The sequence below is a fragment of the Mesorhizobium sp. M8A.F.Ca.ET.218.01.1.1 genome (assembly GCF_004791165.1).
Classification (GTDB): Bacteria; Pseudomonadota; Alphaproteobacteria; order Rhizobiales; family Rhizobiaceae; genus Mesorhizobium.
This window is the reverse complement of sequence record NZ_SRUZ01000003.1, coordinates 906,751-923,507: the sequence shown is the minus strand read 5'-3', so window position 1 is coordinate 923,507 and position 16,757 is coordinate 906,751. Positions and strand designations below refer to the sequence as shown.

15 protein-coding genes are annotated in these 16,757 nt (G+C 61.4%); 5 read left to right on the top strand and 10 right to left on the bottom strand.

The window, feature by feature from the left end:
• Positions 1 to 25 precede the first annotated feature (25 nt).
• Positions 26 to 364 (top strand): P-II family nitrogen regulator, encoded by a 339-nt coding sequence (locus tag EN861_RS15890; RefSeq protein ID WP_006205430.1) that lies wholly within the window; start codon positions 26 to 28, stop codon positions 362 to 364.
• 67 nt (positions 365 to 431) lie between these two features.
• Positions 432 to 1,841 (top strand): type I glutamate--ammonia ligase, encoded by a 1,410-nt coding sequence (gene glnA / locus EN861_RS15885; protein ID WP_127279623.1) that lies wholly within the window; start codon positions 432 to 434, stop codon positions 1,839 to 1,841.
• A gap of 812 nt (positions 1,842 to 2,653) precedes the next feature.
• Here glnA and EN861_RS15880 read toward each other — a convergent pair.
• Positions 2,654 to 4,078, bottom strand: coding sequence for an APC family permease (locus EN861_RS15880; protein WP_135867745.1), 1,425 nt, complete (start codon positions 4,076 to 4,078; stop codon positions 2,654 to 2,656).
• A gap of 146 nt (positions 4,079 to 4,224) precedes the next feature.
• Between EN861_RS15880 and EN861_RS15875 the strand changes: the two genes are divergently transcribed.
• The gene (locus EN861_RS15875; RefSeq protein ID WP_135867744.1) at positions 4,225 to 4,827 is read left to right on the top strand and encodes a TetR/AcrR family transcriptional regulator; all 603 of its coding nucleotides are present in this window, start codon (positions 4,225 to 4,227) and stop codon (positions 4,825 to 4,827) included.
• Positions 4,828 to 4,861: 34 nt separating this feature from the next.
• The gene (locus EN861_RS15870) at positions 4,862 to 6,034 is read left to right on the top strand and encodes a P1 family peptidase (RefSeq protein WP_135867743.1); all 1,173 of its coding nucleotides are present in this window, start codon (positions 4,862 to 4,864) and stop codon (positions 6,032 to 6,034) included.
• A 115-nt stretch (positions 6,035 to 6,149) separates the two neighbouring features.
• Here the strand turns inward: EN861_RS15870 and EN861_RS15865 are convergent, their stop codons facing one another.
• Positions 6,150 to 7,190, bottom strand: a complete 1,041-nt coding sequence (locus EN861_RS15865; RefSeq protein WP_127280110.1) for a glutamine synthetase beta-grasp domain-containing protein — start codon at positions 7,188 to 7,190, stop codon at positions 6,150 to 6,152.
• Between the two features lie 312 nt (positions 7,191 to 7,502).
• Between EN861_RS15865 and EN861_RS15860 the strand changes: the two genes are divergently transcribed.
• Positions 7,503 to 7,697 (top strand): DUF2735 domain-containing protein, encoded by a 195-nt coding sequence (locus EN861_RS15860; protein ID WP_127280109.1) that lies wholly within the window; start codon positions 7,503 to 7,505, stop codon positions 7,695 to 7,697.
• An 80-nt stretch (positions 7,698 to 7,777) separates the two neighbouring features.
• Here the strand turns inward: EN861_RS15860 and EN861_RS15855 are convergent, their stop codons facing one another.
• The 8 genes from EN861_RS15855 to EN861_RS36295 all read right to left on the bottom strand — a co-directional run bounded on the left by EN861_RS15855 (position 7,778) and on the right by EN861_RS36295 (position 16,755).
• Positions 7,778 to 9,667 (bottom strand): MFS transporter, encoded by a 1,890-nt coding sequence (locus EN861_RS15855; protein WP_127280108.1) that lies wholly within the window; start codon positions 9,665 to 9,667, stop codon positions 7,778 to 7,780.
• Between the two features lie 184 nt (positions 9,668 to 9,851).
• Positions 9,852 to 10,643 carry an ATP12 family chaperone protein gene (locus EN861_RS15850; RefSeq protein ID WP_135867742.1) on the bottom strand — a complete coding sequence of 264 codons (792 nt, stop codon included), beginning with the start codon at positions 10,641 to 10,643 and terminating at the stop codon, positions 9,852 to 9,854.
• 11 nt (positions 10,644 to 10,654) lie between these two features.
• Complete coding sequence (locus tag EN861_RS15845) at positions 10,655 to 11,527, bottom strand: DMT family transporter (RefSeq protein WP_189343651.1); 873 nt, start codon at positions 11,525 to 11,527, stop codon at positions 10,655 to 10,657.
• A 47-nt stretch (positions 11,528 to 11,574) separates the two neighbouring features.
• The gene (locus EN861_RS15840; RefSeq protein ID WP_135867740.1) at positions 11,575 to 12,555 is read right to left on the bottom strand and encodes an RluA family pseudouridine synthase; all 981 of its coding nucleotides are present in this window, start codon (positions 12,553 to 12,555) and stop codon (positions 11,575 to 11,577) included.
• 107 nt (positions 12,556 to 12,662) lie between these two features.
• Positions 12,663 to 13,037, bottom strand: a complete 375-nt coding sequence (crcB, locus tag EN861_RS15835) for a fluoride efflux transporter CrcB (protein ID WP_135867739.1) — start codon at positions 13,035 to 13,037, stop codon at positions 12,663 to 12,665.
• 75 nt (positions 13,038 to 13,112) lie between these two features.
• Positions 13,113 to 14,768 (bottom strand): hypothetical protein, encoded by a 1,656-nt coding sequence (locus EN861_RS15830; protein ID WP_135867738.1) that lies wholly within the window; start codon positions 14,766 to 14,768, stop codon positions 13,113 to 13,115.
• Positions 14,769 to 15,119: 351 nt separating this feature from the next.
• Positions 15,120 to 15,950: an aspartyl/asparaginyl beta-hydroxylase domain-containing protein gene (locus EN861_RS15825; protein WP_127869363.1), complete on the bottom strand. Its 831-nt coding sequence runs from the start codon at positions 15,948 to 15,950 to the stop codon at positions 15,120 to 15,122.
• Positions 15,951 to 16,107: 157 nt separating this feature from the next.
• Positions 16,108 to 16,755, bottom strand: coding sequence for a DUF930 domain-containing protein (locus tag EN861_RS36295; protein ID WP_245512037.1), 648 nt, complete (start codon positions 16,753 to 16,755; stop codon positions 16,108 to 16,110).
• Between the last annotated feature and the right edge of the window lie 2 nt (positions 16,756 to 16,757).

Here is a 16,757-nt window from a genome sequence, read left to right as displayed (position 1 = left end):
TTTGGCAGTGGAGGCCACTTTTTACATGAAAAAGATCGAAGCGATCATCAAGCCATTCAAGCTGGACGAAGTGAAGGAAGCGCTTCAGGAGGCCGGACTGCAAGGCATTACCGTGACCGAAGCCAAGGGTTTCGGGCGCCAGAAGGGCCACACCGAACTCTACCGCGGCGCCGAATATGTCGTCGACTTCCTGCCCAAGGTGAAGATCGAGGTCGTGCTCGGCGACGATGCCGTGGAAGGCGCGATCGAGGCCATCCGCAAGGCGGCCCAGACCGGCCGTATCGGCGACGGCAAGATCTTCGTCTCCAACATCGAGGAAGTCGTGCGCATCCGCACCGGCGAAACCGGCATGGACGCGGTTTGATCCGACTCGGCCATCCTTTAAGAAACGTCATCCATCAAAAAAACGTCAGCACACAGGGATACATGACATGACGACAGCCAAAGACATCATGAAGCAGATCAAGGACAACGACGTGAAATTCGTCGACCTGCGCTTCACCGACCCGAAGGGCAAGCTGCAGCACGTGACGATGGATGTCGTCGAGGTCGAGGAAGACATGTTCGCCGACGGTGTCATGTTCGACGGCTCCTCGATCGCCGGCTGGAAGGCCATCAACGAGTCCGACATGGTGTTGATGCCCGATCCGGACACGGTCCACATGGACCCGTTCTTCGCGCAGTCGACCATGGTTATCCTGTGCGACATCCTCGACCCGGTCTCGGGCGAATCCTACAACCGCGACCCGCGCGGCACGGCCAAGAAGGCCGAGGCCTACATGAAGGCGGAAGGCATCGGCGACACCATCTACGTCGGCCCGGAAGCCGAGTTCTTCGTGTTCGACGACGTCAAGTACAAGGCCGATCCCTACAACACCGGCTTCAAGCTCGATTCGACCGAACTGCCGTCGAACGACGACACCGACTACGAAACCGGCAACCTCGGTCACCGGCCGCGCATCAAGGGCGGCTATTTTCCGGTGCCGCCGATCGATTCGGCGCAGGACATGCGTTCCGAAATGCTGACGGTGCTGGCCGAAATGGGCGTGCGCGTCGAAAAGCATCACCATGAGGTGGCCGCCGCCCAGCACGAACTGGGCATCAAGTTCGACACGCTGGTCCGCAACGCCGACAAGATGCTGATCTACAAGTATGTCGTGCACCAGGTCGCCAACGCCTATGGCAAGACCGCCACCTTCATGCCGAAGCCGATCTTCGGCGACAACGGCTCGGGCATGCACGTCCACCAGTCGATCTGGAAGGGCGGCAAGCCGACCTTCGCCGGCAATGAATATGCCGGTCTGTCGGAGAGCTGCCTGTTCTACATCGGCGGCATCATCAAGCATGCCAAGGCGATCAATGCCTTCACCAACCCGCTGACCAACTCCTACAAGCGTCTGGTGCCTGGCTACGAAGCGCCGGTGCTGCTCGCCTATTCGGCGCGCAACCGCTCGGCCTCCTGCCGCATCCCATTCGGCTCGTCGCCAAAGGCCAAGCGCGTCGAGGTCCGCTTCCCGGATCCGGGCGCGAACCCCTATCTCGCTTTCGCCGCCATGCTGATGGCCGGCCTCGACGGCATCAAGAACAAGATCCATCCGGGACAGCCGATGGACAAGGATCTCTACGACCTGCCGCCGAAGGAGCTGAAGAAGATCCCGACCGTCTGCGGCTCGCTGCGTGAAGCGCTGCAAAGCCTCGACAAGGATCGCGGCTTCCTGAAGGCCGGCGGCGTCTTCGACGACGACCAGATCGATAGCTACATCGAACTGAAAATGGCGGAAGTCATGCGCTTCGAAATGACCCCGCATCCGGTCGAATACGACATGTACTATTCGGTCTAGGATTCCGTTCGGATAGTTGTTTCAAAGCCCTTGAAGGATTCCCCCCCTTCAAGGGCTTTTTGCTGATCCAAAGGGCTCTGTCGATGGATGGCTTGCGGCCAGCCACGCACGATGGTCAACTTGCTTAGGTTTTGAAGGACGGATCGCAGCTGGAGCTGCCGGGCCTCGCGGCGGCCGCCGGCGAAAGACCTCAGGTCACGGGCGGCAGGACCCAGCCAGTGCCCATTCGAGCAAGTAGCCGTAGCCTTTCGAGCGCAATCGAACGCCAGGAGCGAGCGGCGCACTGCCTCAGGCTGCAATGCCCGCTCGTCCGGCGCCCCCGCCAATGCAGTCGTTCACGAAACCCCCGCCCCGTTCGAACAGCATCGCTTGGCGTAACCCATAGCCGTGAATACGCATGCCGCGGCGTCATATGTCAACGCCACGGAGGTATGGCACCGACTGGCGATTTCCTTGCATGAACAGTGGCTTATACAAGGGTTCGTTGGTGTACGGACGAGCCGGAAACAGGCAGTTTTCCGGGCTTTTTCACCAAATACAGAAACGCAAGCCATCGATGAAGGGTATGGCATGCCGGCCAAAAGCCTCCTCATTCGCTGAAGCTGACCCGACCTTTTCAGCCTGACTTTTTTTGGGTGTATTCAAGTCGCAGCTGTTCGATCGGTTTTGATGGACGTTCAGCACCTGTTCCGCCCACTCGCTGTTAACGTGGCATCCCGGAGCGAGTCTCTCCGGAATGGACGGGCCGCCACAAAAAAGAACTCCGGCGAAGGCCGGGGTTCTCGCAAGGACAGAGCGTCGGAGGGTAACGCCTATCCGGCAAGCTCGTCGGGACCGTGCAGGTTCCAGTCCGTTCGCCTGGCCAGGATCAGCAGATAGTAGATTGCCGCCACTGCCATGATCAGCAGCGTCGCGATCAGGCTCGGGCGCCCGAAAGCGGCATCGAGCAGGTTCTGGTAGGCGACATAGACCAGCGCCACAAAGGCAAGGACGGCCGGCACCGGGAACAGCGGCATGCGGTAGTGTCCGCCAGCCGTGGTGCCATTGCGGCGGCCGGCAAACACCGCCACGCACAGAAGCGCGTAGATCACCACCAGCGACGTGCCGCTGACCACCAGCAGCAGATTGAGATCGATGAAGCAGGCGAGCGCAGCCAGCACCGCCACGACGATGGTGGCGATCCAGGGCGATGCGTAGCTGCCATGGACCGAGGCGACGGCGGCGTTGATTGGGCCGAACCAGGTCTTGTCGCGGCCGGAGCTGAACAGCAGCCTGGCGGCCTGCAGGATGATTGCGATGACGGCGTTGAAGATGGCAACGACGATGGCAAGGCTGATCAGAACCGTCAGCGCATGGCCGCCGCGCGCTTCCAGAAAATACTCGATCTTCTGGGGTGCCGCGAGCAGGCCGGGAAGGTCGGGAGACCCCAGCAACACCGCCGTCAGCGGAATGAGTTCGGCCGCGACGGTAATCACCAATGCCCAGAGAACCACCTTGCCGATGTTGCGCCTGGCATCCTGTGTCTCCTCGCCGAAATAGGCGGCCGCGCCATATCCGTTATAGGCAAACAGCGAGACGGCAGTGGAGGCCAGGATGAGGCCGGCCGAGGCCGGAACAAGCGTGTTCGTGGTGGCGTCGAGCAATTGCGGCGAGGTGAACAGGCTGGAGAGCGGCCGCTCGACATGGGCAAAGCCGAGACCGGTCAGGATCAGCAGCGCCAGCATCTCGATGCCGAGGAAAATGCCGGTGACGAAGGCATTGAGCTTGATGCGCATCGCCGCGACCGTGCCGGCCAGCCCGATCGTCACCACGCCGACCCATTGCGGACTGAGGTTGGGGATGAGCACACCGAGATAGGTGCCGACACCAAGCGCGATGACGGCGACGATCAGCACGATCGAGACGAACACCAGCACCAGCGTGACGAAGCCCCAGAAGCGGCCGAGCGTGCGGCCGATCATGGTGTATTCGCCACCGGCCATCGGATAGGCCGATGAGAGCTCGGCATACACGAAGGCCATGAACAGCCCGATGACCGCGGCAATGACGAAACTGAGGAATGAACCGGTGCCGGCCAGCGCGATGACGCCCGGCACGATGATGAACACCGAGGATGCCGGCGTCACTGCCGACAGCACGATCATCAGTGTGCCGAGCGCATTCAGTGCCCGATCCAGTCCCTTGGCGGCGGGCGCGGCCTTGGCAGTTGCCTCTGTCGTTGCTTCGTTTGTAGACATCTTCCTCCCCTTTTTTTAATAAGATAAAAATATTCCTCCGAGGGGAACGTAGCGATGGAGTCAGATATCGTCAATAAATATGGTGCATTGGTGCTTGCGAAATTTCATGAGGCTGTTTTAAACTGAATCAAATTCAGGAAACGAAGATGGGACGACCCAAAACCCAGGCCGATCGTCGCCTCACGCTCGTCGCGGCAGCGGAATCGATGATCGCCAAGCGCGGCCTTGCCGGCGTCACGTTGCGCGACGTCGCCAATGAAGCAGGGATGAGTTCGAGCGCCCTGCTCTACTATTATCCTGGCCTGAAGGACCTGCTGGACGATGTGCAACGCAAGGCCGTCGAGCGGTTCTGCACCATACGCGCGGCGTCGGTTGCCGAGATCGCCGATCCGCGGCTGCGGCTGAAAACGATGATCGAAAGCGGACTGCCGACGGACGCGGACGACCAGCTCTGCCGGCTGCTGCTCGAACTTGGCGCCTATTCGCGCTCGGATGCGAACTACGCGGCCCGCCACATCACTTTGTTCGAGCGGCAGGTGTCGATCTATGTCGGCATACTGGAGGCGGGCGCCGCCACCGGCATCTTTAAACTACGGGCGACCAGCGAGACGATCGCGCGCAGCCTGGTCGTGCTCGAGGATGGCCTGGGGCTGCATCTCGTCAATGTCGTGCCCGCGGTCGATCAACCTTCGGCGATGGCGATCCTGACCAGCTATGCCGAGCTTGCGACGGGCTGCAGCCTTCGCTGAGCCAGAATATCAATCAACGGAGCGGAACCCCAGCATGGACCAACTGCCGACCGATACCACCACGCCAGCCGGCAAGGCCCGCGCCCGGGCGCTCGCCATTCCCTTGCAGGGCACGCCCGGCCCCGCCAATGCCATCACCGATGTCGGAGGCGTCCTGGTCGGCTACTCCACGATCATCAAGGGCGAAGGCAGGCTCTCACTCGGACAGGGACCGGTGCGCACCGGCGTGACGGCGATACTGCCGTTCGGCCATGACGGCGTCGGTGTGGCCTGCGCCGCCGGCTATCACTCCTTCAACGGCAATGGCGAAATGACCGGCGCCTCGTGGATAGAGGAAGCCGGCAGCATCAGCCTGCCGATCCTGATCACCAACACCCATGCGGTCGGCCCCTGTCATCGCGGCATCATCGACTGGGTCGCGCGCCACAAGCCCGACGTCGCCGATCAGTGGCTGCTGCCGGTGGTGGCCGAAACCTGGGATGGCTATCTCAACGATATCAACGGCTCGCATGTCACGGTCGACCATGCGATCGCGGCGATCGACAATGCGACGAGCGGCCACATCGAGGAAGGCTCGGTCGGCGGCGGCACGGGCATGAACTGCTACGCCTTCAAGGGCGGCTCGGGCACGGCTTCAAGGGTCGTCGACTACGGCCATCGCTCCTACACGGTCGGCGTCTTCCTGCAAGCCAATTTCGGCTCGCGCCGTGAACTCACCATTGCCGGCGCGCCGCTCGGCAACGAACTCGCCGACGACAACCCGATGGAGCACTATTTCAGCGGCGGCCCGACGGGCGCCGGCTCCTGCATCGGCATCGTCGCCACCGATGCGCCGCTGCTGCCTGGCCAGTGCAAGGCGCTGGCCAGGCGCGTGCCGCTCGGCCTCGCACGGACAGGCACCACCGGCTCGCATTTCTCCGGCGATATTTTTCTCGCTTTCTCGACCGCCAACCGCGACGCCCTCAACGGCCGCTTCCCGCGGGGACCGGCGACCGAACACAGCTATGGGCACATGGATTTCATCCCGTGGGGTCGCATGGATGATTTCTACGCAGCCGTCGTGCAAGCAGCCGAAGAGGCGGTGCTCAACGCGCTTGTCGCCAACAGCGACATGATCGGCCGCGACGGCAATCGGACCCCCGCCCTGCCGCATGCCAAGGTGGTGACGGCGCTGAACGCGCGTGGGGTCATGGCTGATCGACAATAACGAAGGCCAATCCGGCAAACTGCTTGACAAAAAAAAGCCCGGGCGTTTTCAGCCCGGGCCTTTTCCATAATGAGCATCCGTTCGCGGCGCCGAGTTGCATGCGCCGCAAAGAGGATCAGGCGGCGGCCGAAACCTCTGCGCTGGCCGGCACCGAAGCGATCGTCTTCAGGATCTGCGAGGCGATCTGGTAGGGGTCGCCCTGCGAGTTCGGACGGCGGTCTTCCAGATAGCCCTTGTAGTCGTTCTTGACGAACGAATGCGGGACGCGGATCGACGCGCCGCGATCGGCGATGCCATAGCTGAACCTGTTCCACGGCGCGGTCTCATGCTTGCCGGTCAAACGCTTGTCGTTGTCCGGGCCGTAGACGGCGATGTGGTCCATCAGATTCTTGTCGAAAGCCGCCATCAGCGCTTCGAAATAGGCCTTGCCGCCGACTTCACGCATATAGGCGGTCGAGAAATTGGCATGCATGCCCGAGCCGTTCCAGTCGGTGTCGCCGAGCGGCTTGCAATGGTATTCGATGTCGATGCCGTACTTCTCGGTCAGGCGCTGCATCAGATAGCGGGCCATCCACATCTGGTCGGCGGCCTTTTTGGAACCCTTGCCGAAAATCTGGAATTCCCACTGGCCCTTGGCCACTTCGGCGTTGATGCCTTCGTGGTTGATGCCGGCCGCGAGGCAGAGATCAAGATGTTCCTCGACGATCTGGCGCGCGACGGAGCCGACATTCGAATAGCCGACGCCGGTATAGTACGGACCCTGCGGTGCGGGATAGCCACTCTCGGGGAAGCCGAGCGGACGGCCGTCCTTGTAGAAGAAATACTCCTGCTCGAAGCCGAACCAGGCGCCTTCGTCGTCGAGGATGGTGGCGCGCTTGTTGGATGCATGCGGCGTCACGCCATCGGGCATCATGACTTCGCACATGACGAGCACGCCGTTGGTGCGGGCCGGATCGGGATAGACCGCGACCGGCTTCAGCACGCAGTCGGAGCTATGCCCTTCGGCCTGCTGCGTCGATGACCCGTCGAAGCCCCACAGCGGCAGCTGCTCGAGCGTCGGGAACTCGGCGAATTCCTTGATCTGTGTCTTGCCGCGAAGATTGGGGACCGGGGTGTATCCATCGAGCCAGATATACTCGAGCTTGTATTTGGTCATTCTAGAGCCTCTCGTTGCTTGGACACCGCAAGCAGGCGATGTCGATGCATGGCCGAAACAGGCCGGCCTGCCGATGATTAAAAAGCAATTCGTATGCCACTCGGCCTCCGGCGGGTGCGGCAAAATGGTCATGCCAAGGCTTTGATTTTGCTGAGCCGTCTTAGCAATGCGTGCAGATCGCCCAAGCGGCAATACTGCTTAAATCATAGGCAAATCATGATCTTTTCGTAGGCATATTGCCTAAATGAATCGCAGAACCTATTTTGATGAGAACTGAATCGACGAGCTTCTGAAAAACAAGGGAGACCGGCAATGCAAGTCACGCAATCGCGTCCGTCGGCGAAAATCCTGATGTTCCCGCTGGCAGCGCGCAGGCCTGCCTTAAATTTAGGCGCCAAGGCCAAATTCGCGGCAGAGCTTGCCGCGCTTCGCGGCGAGCACGCCGATTTCGATGGTTGGTACCACGAGGCCGCCGTCGAGGAAGAAAACCCGCAACGGAAAAGCTGAAGCCGCTCCACGTCGATCTCGCATGAAAAAGCCCGGCGCGATCGCTCGCGCCGGGCTTTTCGTTCGTAAGAGCCTATCGACTACTCCTTGGCGTGCAGGTCGGTTCCCAGCGTATCCTTGACGAAGATCATGCCGATGATCAGCGTCATCGCCGCGATGACCACCGGGTACCAAAGGCCATAGTAGATGTCGCCCTTGTAGGCGCTGAGCGCGAACACCGTCGCCGGCAGCAGGCCGCCGAACCAGCCATTGCCGATGTGGTAGGGCAATGACATGCCGGTGTAGCGGATGCGGGTCGGGAACATCTCGACAAGGATCGCCGCGATCGGCCCGTAAACCATGGTCACGAACAGCACCAGGATGAACAGGATACCGATTGTCATCGGCCAGTTCACCGCCGCCGGATCGGCGAACATGGCAAAGGCACCGCCGTCCGGTATGTTGTAGACGGTGACCTCGGGTGCGCCCGCGGCCTCATCGGTGGTCAAGAGCTTGTCCTTGACCGCCTGATCGGTCGGCACCGCTGCCTTCTCGCCGCCGCGGATCGCGGCTGCGTCGAGCTTGAGTTCAGGATTGGCTGCGATGAAGGCATCGAGTTTCTGGTCCGCAACCTTAATTGCCGCACGCTTCAGCGGATAACCGCTGTCCCGCAGGGACATGTTGACGGCCTTGACGAAGACCGCGTCCTTGGCCTTGGCCTGATCGCCGGCCGCGACCGCATCGTAGGACGGCACCGTCTCTGTACCAATCTTGACTGACGCAGCCGTCCCGGCCGCCGCCGTCGACACCACATCATACGGAACCGAGTTCTTGGTCAGGAACGAAGTCGCGATGTCGCAGGATGTCGTGAATTTCGCCGTGCCGACCGGATTGAACTGGAACCTGCAGTCGCCGGGTGCCGCCGTCACCGTTGCCCGGGTGCTCTGCTGTGCCTTGGCGAGCGCCGGATTGGCGGCCCAGGTCAACGCCTTGAAGAGTGGGAAGGTGCAGACGATGGCCAGCGCAAGGCCAGCCATGATGATCGGCTTGCGGCCGATCTTGTCGGAGAGCCAGCCGAACACGACAAAGAAGATCGAGCCTAGCGCCAGCGCGATGGCGATCATGATGTTGACCGACTGCGCGTCAACCTTCAGCACGTTCTGCAGGAAGAACAGCGCGTAGAACTGGCCGTTGTACCAGACGACGGCCTGACCGGCGGTGAGGCCGAGCAGCGCCAGGAGCGCGATCTTGGCGTTCTTCCACTGACCAAAGGCTTCCGAGAGCGGCGCCTTGGAGCCCTTGCCTTCTTCCTTCATCTTCTGGAAGGTCGGGGACTCCGACAGAGACAACCGGATCCAGATCGAGACGGCGAGCAGCAGGAAAGAGACGATGAAAGGAATGCGCCAGCCCCAGGCGGCGTAAGTCTCCTTGCTCAGCGATCCCTGCACGATAAGGATGATGATCAGCGACAGGAACAGGCCTAGCGTCGCGGTCGTCTGGATCCATGAGGTGTAGAAGCCGCGGCGGTCATCGGGCGCGTGCTCGGCGACGTAGGTGGCCGCACCACCATATTCGCCGCCCAGCGCCAAGCCCTGCAGCATGCGCAGGGCGATCAGGATCACCGGAGCCGCGATGCCCAAGGTCGCATAGCCGGGCAGAAGGCCGACCAGGAAGGTCGAGAGACCCATGATCGTCATGGTGACCAGGAATGTGTATTTGCGGCCGACGAGGTCGCCGATGCGACCGAACAGCAGCGCGCCGAACGGGCGCACCAGGAAGCCAGCGGCAAAGGCAAGCAGCGCGAAGATGTTGCGCGTTGCCTCGGGAATGGTCGGGCTGAAAAAGGTCGAGCCGATGAAAGCCGCCAGCGAGCCGTAGAGATAGAAATCGTACCATTCGAAAACGGTGCCGAGCGAGGAAGCGAAGATGACTTTCTTCTCCTCTCGCGTCATGCCGCGGCTCGTTCCGCCGGCGGTCGATGCCATTGCCATTGAGTTATCCTCCCGTGAGACCCAGTCCTCGATGCTGTGCGCCAACGTCCGCGTTCTCCTCGGAACGCGGACTCACAAGACGCAGCCAACACAGGAAAAATGGCAGAAAGCGCCGGGGAAAGGCACCGCGACGATGGGATTATGACTTTCGTATTAGGTGCAGTGCGAAGGCGGAGCGAAGCGCTCAGGCCTGCAGCGCTTCGAGCAGGCTGACGGCGGCCATCATATCTCGTTTGCGCGCGGTGCGGCGCGCGACGGCTTCGGCGTCCTGTCCCCACTGGGCGATCTGCCAGTCTTCGTCGACATGGCCGGCGGCCCAGGCTTCCTCGCCGTCGAGCTCGCCGAAATCGACCGCCAGCGCCAGCAGTGCCGAGCCGGTCAGCGACGTCATGACATGAATGGCGGCAAGGCGCAGCGGTTGGGCGCGCTGCGCCAGATGGCTGCCCAGCACGGCAATGGTCTCGCGCGGCTGCTCGACATGGATGATGCCCTCGGCAAGGTTGAAGCGAACGCCGAGCGAAGCGCGCGCCCAGTCGATGACGGGATCCCACTGCTCGTTCTGCCGCTCGACCAGCCCTTGTGGAGCGTCGGCGCGATAGCAGAGCAGGTCCGACGAGGCGAAACGCAGAATGTCTTCCAGCACCGCCTGCGGATCGCTGGCCACGCCATCGATGGCGGTGTTGACAAGCCGCATCACCGGCATCGTCACCGGATTGATCGTCTCGCCCTGTTCGGCGAACTCGCCTGCAACCAGCGTCGCGGCCGCCTCGGTCGGCAGCGCCAGCAACGCCTTGCCCGGGGTGCGCACCGGCCTGCCGTCGAGTTGCACGGCAAAGCCAGCTTCCACCGGCACGACCGAAACCTCCTTGTAGAAGCGCTTGGGCAGCGGCGTCTTCATCTGGATCTGGGCGCGACGCACCGGATCCGGATCGGAAAGATACTTGCCCGCTTCGAGGTCGTTGAGGATATCGCGCATGAAAATCTCTTTCACACCGGCGTCAGCTTGCGCGCCGGCCGGTTGACGATGATCAGGCCCGCCGCGATGAGACCAAGTGCCAGGAAGATGCGAATGGTCAGCGGCTCATTCAAGAACATCGAGCCGCATAAAACACCGAAAACCGGCGAGAGGAAGGTGAAGCTCGACAGGCCGGAGGCCGGATAGCGGCGCAGCAGCCAGAACCACAGCACGTAGGTGAAGGCGACGATATAGATCGCCTGGAAAAGCAGCGCCAATGTCGGCAGCAAGGCTGGATCGCGAACCGGCGGGCCTGCGAGAGGCATCACCAACACGCCAACGACCGCCGCGCCGGCGAGTTGATAGAGCAGCAGCTTCTCCGCGGTTGCCTCGACCAGTTTCGATCGCTTGACGAGGATGTTGGTCAGAGCCCAGAAAAACCCGGAACCAAGGCTCAGGAGATCGCCGAACAGCATGTCTCCGCTACCGCCAAGCTTGTCGGAAAAAACGGTGACGAGACCCGCAAAGGCCAACAGCAGGCCAAGGAACTTGCGCGTGGTGATCCGTTCGCCGAGCAGCAAGTGGCCGCCGATCAGCATCCAGAACGGCATCGAGTTGACCAGCAGCGTATTGCGGGCAACGGTCGTATGCTCCAGGCCGACATAGAGGCAAAGGAACTCGACGCCGAAAAGCACGCCGACCGCGATGCCGGCCAGCAATGTCCCATCCCTGGCGAACAGCGCGATGCCGCGCCATCGGCACCAGAGGAAAACGCAGAAACCACCAATGACCGAACGCGCGATCGACAGGAAGACCGGGTCGTAGCCGGCATAGGAGATTTTGGCGGCGACGTAGTTCAGCCCCCAGGAAAAGGTCAGGCCGACCATGATGGCGGCGGCGGCCATATCGACAGCGTGGCGCCGATCGAGCGCGTCGGTGGCGCCGCTCACGGTCAATCCTCCGCGCTGGCGTCGTCGAAGCCGATCAGGTTCCAGCTTTGGCGCATGTGCGGCGGCATCGGCGCGGTGACATCGATGACGCCCTTGTCCGGGTGCGGAATAATGATGCGGCGCGCGTGCAGGTGCAGGCGGTTTTGAATGCCGCCGGGAAAATCCCAGTTGGTGTCGGCTTCGAAGTATTTCGGGTCGCCGATGATCGGACAGCCGATATAGGCGGCGTGGACGCGGAGCTGGTGCGTGCGGCCCGTATGAGGCTCCATCTCCAGCCAGGTCATGGTCTGCGCCGCCTGCTCGATGATGCGGTAATAGGACACGGCGTGGTCGGCGCCCTTTTCGCCATGCGCGGCGATGCGCACGCGGTCGCCGTCCGGCGTCGCCTCCTTGATCAGCCAGGTCGAGATCTTGTCCTCGCGCTTGGGCGGCACGCCCTTGACCAGCGCCCAGTAGGTCTTCTTGGTTTCCCGTGCCCGGAACGCCTCGGAGAGCTTCATGGCGGCCAGCCTGGTACGGGCGACGACCAGCACGCCCGACGTATCGCGGTCGAGCCGATGCACCAGCCGCGGCTTCTCGCCCTTCTGGTTGCGCCAGGCTTCCAGCATGTCGTCGACATTGCGCGTGACGCCGGAGCCGCCCTGAACGGCGAGGCCCGCCGGCTTGTTGAAGACGAAGACCTTCGGATCCTCATGGATCAGCATCTTGGCGAGCACATCGGCGTCACCCTGGTTGCGGATCGAGTGGCCTGTGAGCGCGCTCTCGCCCTTCTTGTCCACCTCGAGCGGCGGCACACGCACCATCTGGCCCGGCTCGACACGGGTGTCGGCCTTGACCCGACCGCCATCGACGCGGATCTGGCCGGAGCGCAGCAGCTTCTGCAGATGGCCGAAGCCAAGACCCGGGAAATGGGTCTTGAACCAGCGATCGAGCCGCATGCCCGCCTCGCCGGCCTCCACCGTGATCAGTTCAACGCCTGCCATGTCTTTTTCGCTTATCCGTTTCCCGAGCAGGGCTCTTGGCCTGCGTTTGGCGCGGCAATAGCACTAATGCACGCCGCCCAAAACCATAAAGCACGCCATGGCATGCTTTATGGCAGGCTTCTTGCAAGCCAAAGTCCCAGAAACAGGGCAATGATCGCGCCAATGACGCTTGCAAGCGCGTAACCAAACGCCGGCAACGTGGCGCCCCGCTCCCACAGCGTCGCGAAATCGAGCGAAAAAGCGGAAAAGGTGGTGAAGCCGCCAAGGATGCCGGTGGCGACGAATAGCCTGAGCTCGTTCGATCCGCCGCGGCGCACCAGAACGGCGATGAACAGCCCCATAGCAAAGGAGCCGATGATGTTGATCGCCATCGTGCCCCAGGGATAGTTGGGGCCGACGAGGCGCAGCGCGCCCATACTGGTCAAATGGCGGATGCCGGCACCGATGCCGCCGCCAACGGCAACAAGAAGCAGATTGAACATAGCCGTTACTGCCCCTGAGAGGGCGCCGGCGTCAATCCCTTGGGCTCGGTCAGCGCCAGATCCGCCTGTCGCGGTTCACCAGACAGGTGTTGTCCAGTCCGGATATCTCTTCTTGAATTCGCCGTACAGCGCATTGAGTTCCTGCTGCGTGACTGGACGCATCTGCTCATAGAGATAGCCGGTAACGCCGCCGGACAATTGGTACCGCGCAATGCGCTTGTACGCGGCACCGATGCCTTGCCCGTCAAGAATATATTGGTTCGGAAGCGTGACGCAAATCTGCGCGCCCGGTTGCAGATGAGTAACCGGCGGGTCGGTCACAATCACAAATCTGGATTTCAATGCGTCCGGCCGAAACCGATCACGACTATCCACCTGGCAAATCCAGCCGATATGGGGAACGAGGTCCGGATCCATCCCGAACAACAGCGCGTCGCTCATGACTGCCCCCGAGGCAAAAACCGAAAAGCGATCCTGTGGCCCCATTCTGCCGGCCAGATCATCGATCATGCGCCTGTATTCGGGGAGATTATCGAGATGGAGCGGGAGCGTGGCCTCCCGCGCAAAAAAGAAATCGACCGGAGACAGGAGCTGACGACCTGTCGGGAAAAATGTGCCCAGGAAAGCGAGCCCAGCGGCAACCGCCATGCCTGCGGTCCACCATCGCGATTTCAGCGCCGGCACGGAAACGATCGCGACGATGGCTTGGGCGTATGCAGGGAAAAGCCAAAGGAACATCGGCAGTGAATGATGGGGTTCCGGATCCTGCGTCCGGGTGAAAATCAAAAATGTCAGCAGCGAGGCGATGGCGCAGAACAGGGAGAACCTGTTGCGGCGGGCAATGGAGATGTAAAGCCCGGCAATGATCAGCAGCCAATTCACATAGCTGAGCCGGCTCCCCATTTCACCAAGTTCAGTGCCAAAGGTCGTCTTGTATCCGCTGTAGAGGTCGCCGTAGCTCGTTCCCAGAATTCTGGCGATCAGCGGCAGCTGGAAGTTCAATGCGGTTGCGGTGACAACGAAGATCGCACACAGGCCACCCCCTGCCGCGGCGCGGAATGCCGGAAGGTCCCGATCCCTTGCGATCTGCAGCAGGCCCAGGAACGCCGCGGAAAGGGTAACCCCGATAGCGGCATAGGCGTACCAGCGACGGAGCATGAATGCCAACCATAGACTGGCGCCTACCGATATTCCGCTCACCACCGGTTCGCGGGTCAGGAATTTTGACTTCCACAGGAAATAGGTTGCCGCGGTGAGAGCGAGACAACCGGCAACATCAGGCATTCCACGCAGTGTCGGCGCCCAAAACGGCGTGTAGAGCAAGGCCGCGATCCAAACGGCTGGCCAGCTGCGAGAAGGTGCCTCGGAGACCGCCTCGAGATAACTTATCCTGCCTATGAAAAGAGCCGCTGGAACCAGGTAGACCGAGACTATTCCAGCGACGAAGGAAAGCCTCGAACCACCGAAGACGATGTGAAAGGGCATCAACGGCACCAGGATAGCCACACCATAGTCCTGCGTGGCAATGGAGGTACCCACCTGGCTCAGCCAGTTGAAGGGGCTCTCGACCAGGAGCGCGCCCTGCTGGTTGAACACATTGAAATAAGCAGCGTAGTCCCAATAGTAGACCGGTTCTTCAAGATTTATGTACGCGGCGCTGATGGCAATGCCTAGCATCACGGTGCATATGTAGGTTCCCGCCCAGACTCCGAAGGCTTTGTGCTTTGACACTTGGATCCGCCAAGGAAGGAAGAGACAGAACTGCCGAGGGCAGAATCGAGATACCCTGACGCAGCCGGAGCCGTGCGGGCAAATGCGAATCCTGCGACATAGGTCATATAATGAATTGGCGACGGCCCAAAGAGGCCGAGGTCTGAACCGACGTAACGCTAAAGCTGCCCGTCTTGTCAGAGCATGGCTTGTCAGAGCATTGCCTGGCGGTGCTCAAACCAATGCAGGAGCGCCGGCAGCGGCTCTTGGTTTGACGCAATTCGCGACGGAAAGCCGTCTGCGTTTCCTGGAACTGCCCTAACGCATTCAGGATGCTGCCGGCAGAGCCGGCAGCATCGATGGATCTTCAACTCAGGTGGTTTCGACCTTCTTCGGCTTTGTGGAGCCAATCATCTTCCAGTTCTTGTAGAACATCGAATTGATGCGCTCGACGCTCACCGAGACGATGGCGAGAAGCCCCGCGATGAGGCCCGGGAATGGCGACGGCCTGACAATGTCCATGAACACGCAGTAGCGGCGGCCGTCATATTCGTTGACCGAACGATGCAGCAGCGTGTCGTCGAAAATGTAGAGCGGATTGTCATGCCAGTAGTTCCTGGCGTTGTTGCACTCGACGAAAACCTCCGCCTTTACCGGCAGCAGATTGTAGAGAATGCGCAGGCTGAGCCGCAGCGGCCCGAAATGCCAGGAGGTCGATTCCTTGCCCCTGAAGACCGAAACGGCAATGGTCTTGATGTATTTGAAATCCTTGTTGAATTCAGCGACGTTGTCGATCCGGTGCTTGCCGTACCATTGATAGACATACATGCCACGCCGGCCGGTGCCGAAATTGGCGTCGATGTCGGCGATGATCTCGTCCTTGCGCGCCTTGAAGACATCAAGGACCTCGTTGACCTCACGCTGATAGTCGGCGGGAAACTGCTCCAGCTTCCACACGCCCGGATTTCTGTAGCACAGAAGATCGACCAGCAGGTTGAAGGGTGAGAGCAACCAGGTGAAGAGCCCGTTGCCAAGGAAGTAGCCGCTGAACAGCGCCAGATCCTTCCTGCTGTTGCGCAGTACGTCGATCAGGCCACAGACGATGAAGATCGTCGTCAGCATCGGGATGAAATAGAAGCCAAGGGCGAGAAGCGGGATGGCAATGGCGAATTTGCGAAGGGATTTGCGAAGGGTTTTTGTCATTTTTCCACGCGCGACGCGCGATCCTGTTGCGAATGAGGTGCCCAAATCATGGCAACGGCCACCGCCCGACCGTGCGCCTTGATAAGGTTTTTTGGGTCACCGCACAACGGCCATGGTATCCGGCCGGGCTGGCTGCCTGGTGGAGCATGCCGGGCTGTCAATGCACCGCCGGCAAGCCAAGCTCGTTCCATCTATCCCTGGCCACGGGATCGCCGACCAGAAACTCAAAGCCGATGACGCTTTCGCCGTCCTGCGCGAGTTGGCATTTGAACTTCAGGCCGTACCAGTTTTTACCGCTGCGAAAAGCCGCACCATCGGCGGCGATCGTCGTGCCGGTGATCTTTTCCTCGGCGGTTGCATAGGGCACCACCCGCTCCGGCTGGAAATCCGCGCGCCATTGGCGGATCTGATCCATGGCCTCCAGATTGCAAAGCTGCACCATGCGCTCGTCGGACGCGAAGGTCTCGAGATCGGCGCGGGCCTGCTTGCTGCGCGGATCGGCGAGCGTCTTGGCCGACAGCATCCGCGTCGGGTGAATCATGGCCGGCGCGACGGGAGACCGGGGAGCGCTTGGCGTCGGCGCAGGGGCCGCGGGTATGGGCGCGCCGGGCGCCTCGGCGGGCGGTGAAGGGGGTCTTGTCGAAGCCTCGAACTGCTGTGGCGTCAGGATGGCGACCGACACGCGCTCCTCCTCCTCACGCCGGTTCGGGGGCTTCTGCAGTGGTATCAACATAACCGTGGCGGCGAGCAGCGCGTGCAGGAGAACCGAAGTGGAAATCCCCCAGGGCGAGGCCTCGTTTCGCACCG

Excerpts from the sequence above, each read along its gene's own strand:
- EN861_RS15890 (WP_006205430.1), top strand. The coding sequence starts at position 26 with ATGAAAAAGATCGAAGCGATCATCAAGCCATTCAAGCTGGACGAAGTG.
- EN861_RS15825 (WP_127869363.1), bottom strand. The coding sequence starts at position 15,950 with ATGACAAAAACCCTTCGCAAATCCCTTCGCAAATTCGCCATTGCCATC.
- EN861_RS15855 (WP_127280108.1), bottom strand. The coding sequence starts at position 9,667 with ATGGCAATGGCATCGACCGCCGGCGGAACGAGCCGCGGCATGACGCGA.
- EN861_RS15870 (WP_135867743.1), top strand. The coding sequence starts at position 4,862 with ATGGACCAACTGCCGACCGATACCACCACGCCAGCCGGCAAGGCCCGC.
- EN861_RS15845 (WP_189343651.1), bottom strand. The coding sequence starts at position 11,527 with ATGGCCGCCGCCGCCATCATGGTCGGCCTGACCTTTTCCTGGGGGCTG.
- EN861_RS15875 (WP_135867744.1), top strand. The coding sequence starts at position 4,225 with ATGGGACGACCCAAAACCCAGGCCGATCGTCGCCTCACGCTCGTCGCG.
- EN861_RS15840 (WP_135867740.1), bottom strand. The coding sequence starts at position 12,555 with ATGGCAGGCGTTGAACTGATCACGGTGGAGGCCGGCGAGGCGGGCATG.
- EN861_RS15880 (WP_135867745.1), bottom strand. The coding sequence starts at position 4,078 with ATGTCTACAAACGAAGCAACGACAGAGGCAACTGCCAAGGCCGCGCCC.
- crcB (WP_135867739.1), bottom strand. The coding sequence starts at position 13,037 with ATGTTCAATCTGCTTCTTGTTGCCGTTGGCGGCGGCATCGGTGCCGGC.
- EN861_RS15860 (WP_127280109.1), top strand. The coding sequence starts at position 7,503 with ATGCAAGTCACGCAATCGCGTCCGTCGGCGAAAATCCTGATGTTCCCG.
- EN861_RS15850 (WP_135867742.1), bottom strand. The coding sequence starts at position 10,643 with ATGCGCGATATCCTCAACGACCTCGAAGCGGGCAAGTATCTTTCCGAT.
- EN861_RS15865 (WP_127280110.1), bottom strand. The coding sequence starts at position 7,190 with ATGACCAAATACAAGCTCGAGTATATCTGGCTCGATGGATACACCCCG.
- glnA (WP_127279623.1), top strand. The coding sequence starts at position 432 with ATGACGACAGCCAAAGACATCATGAAGCAGATCAAGGACAACGACGTG.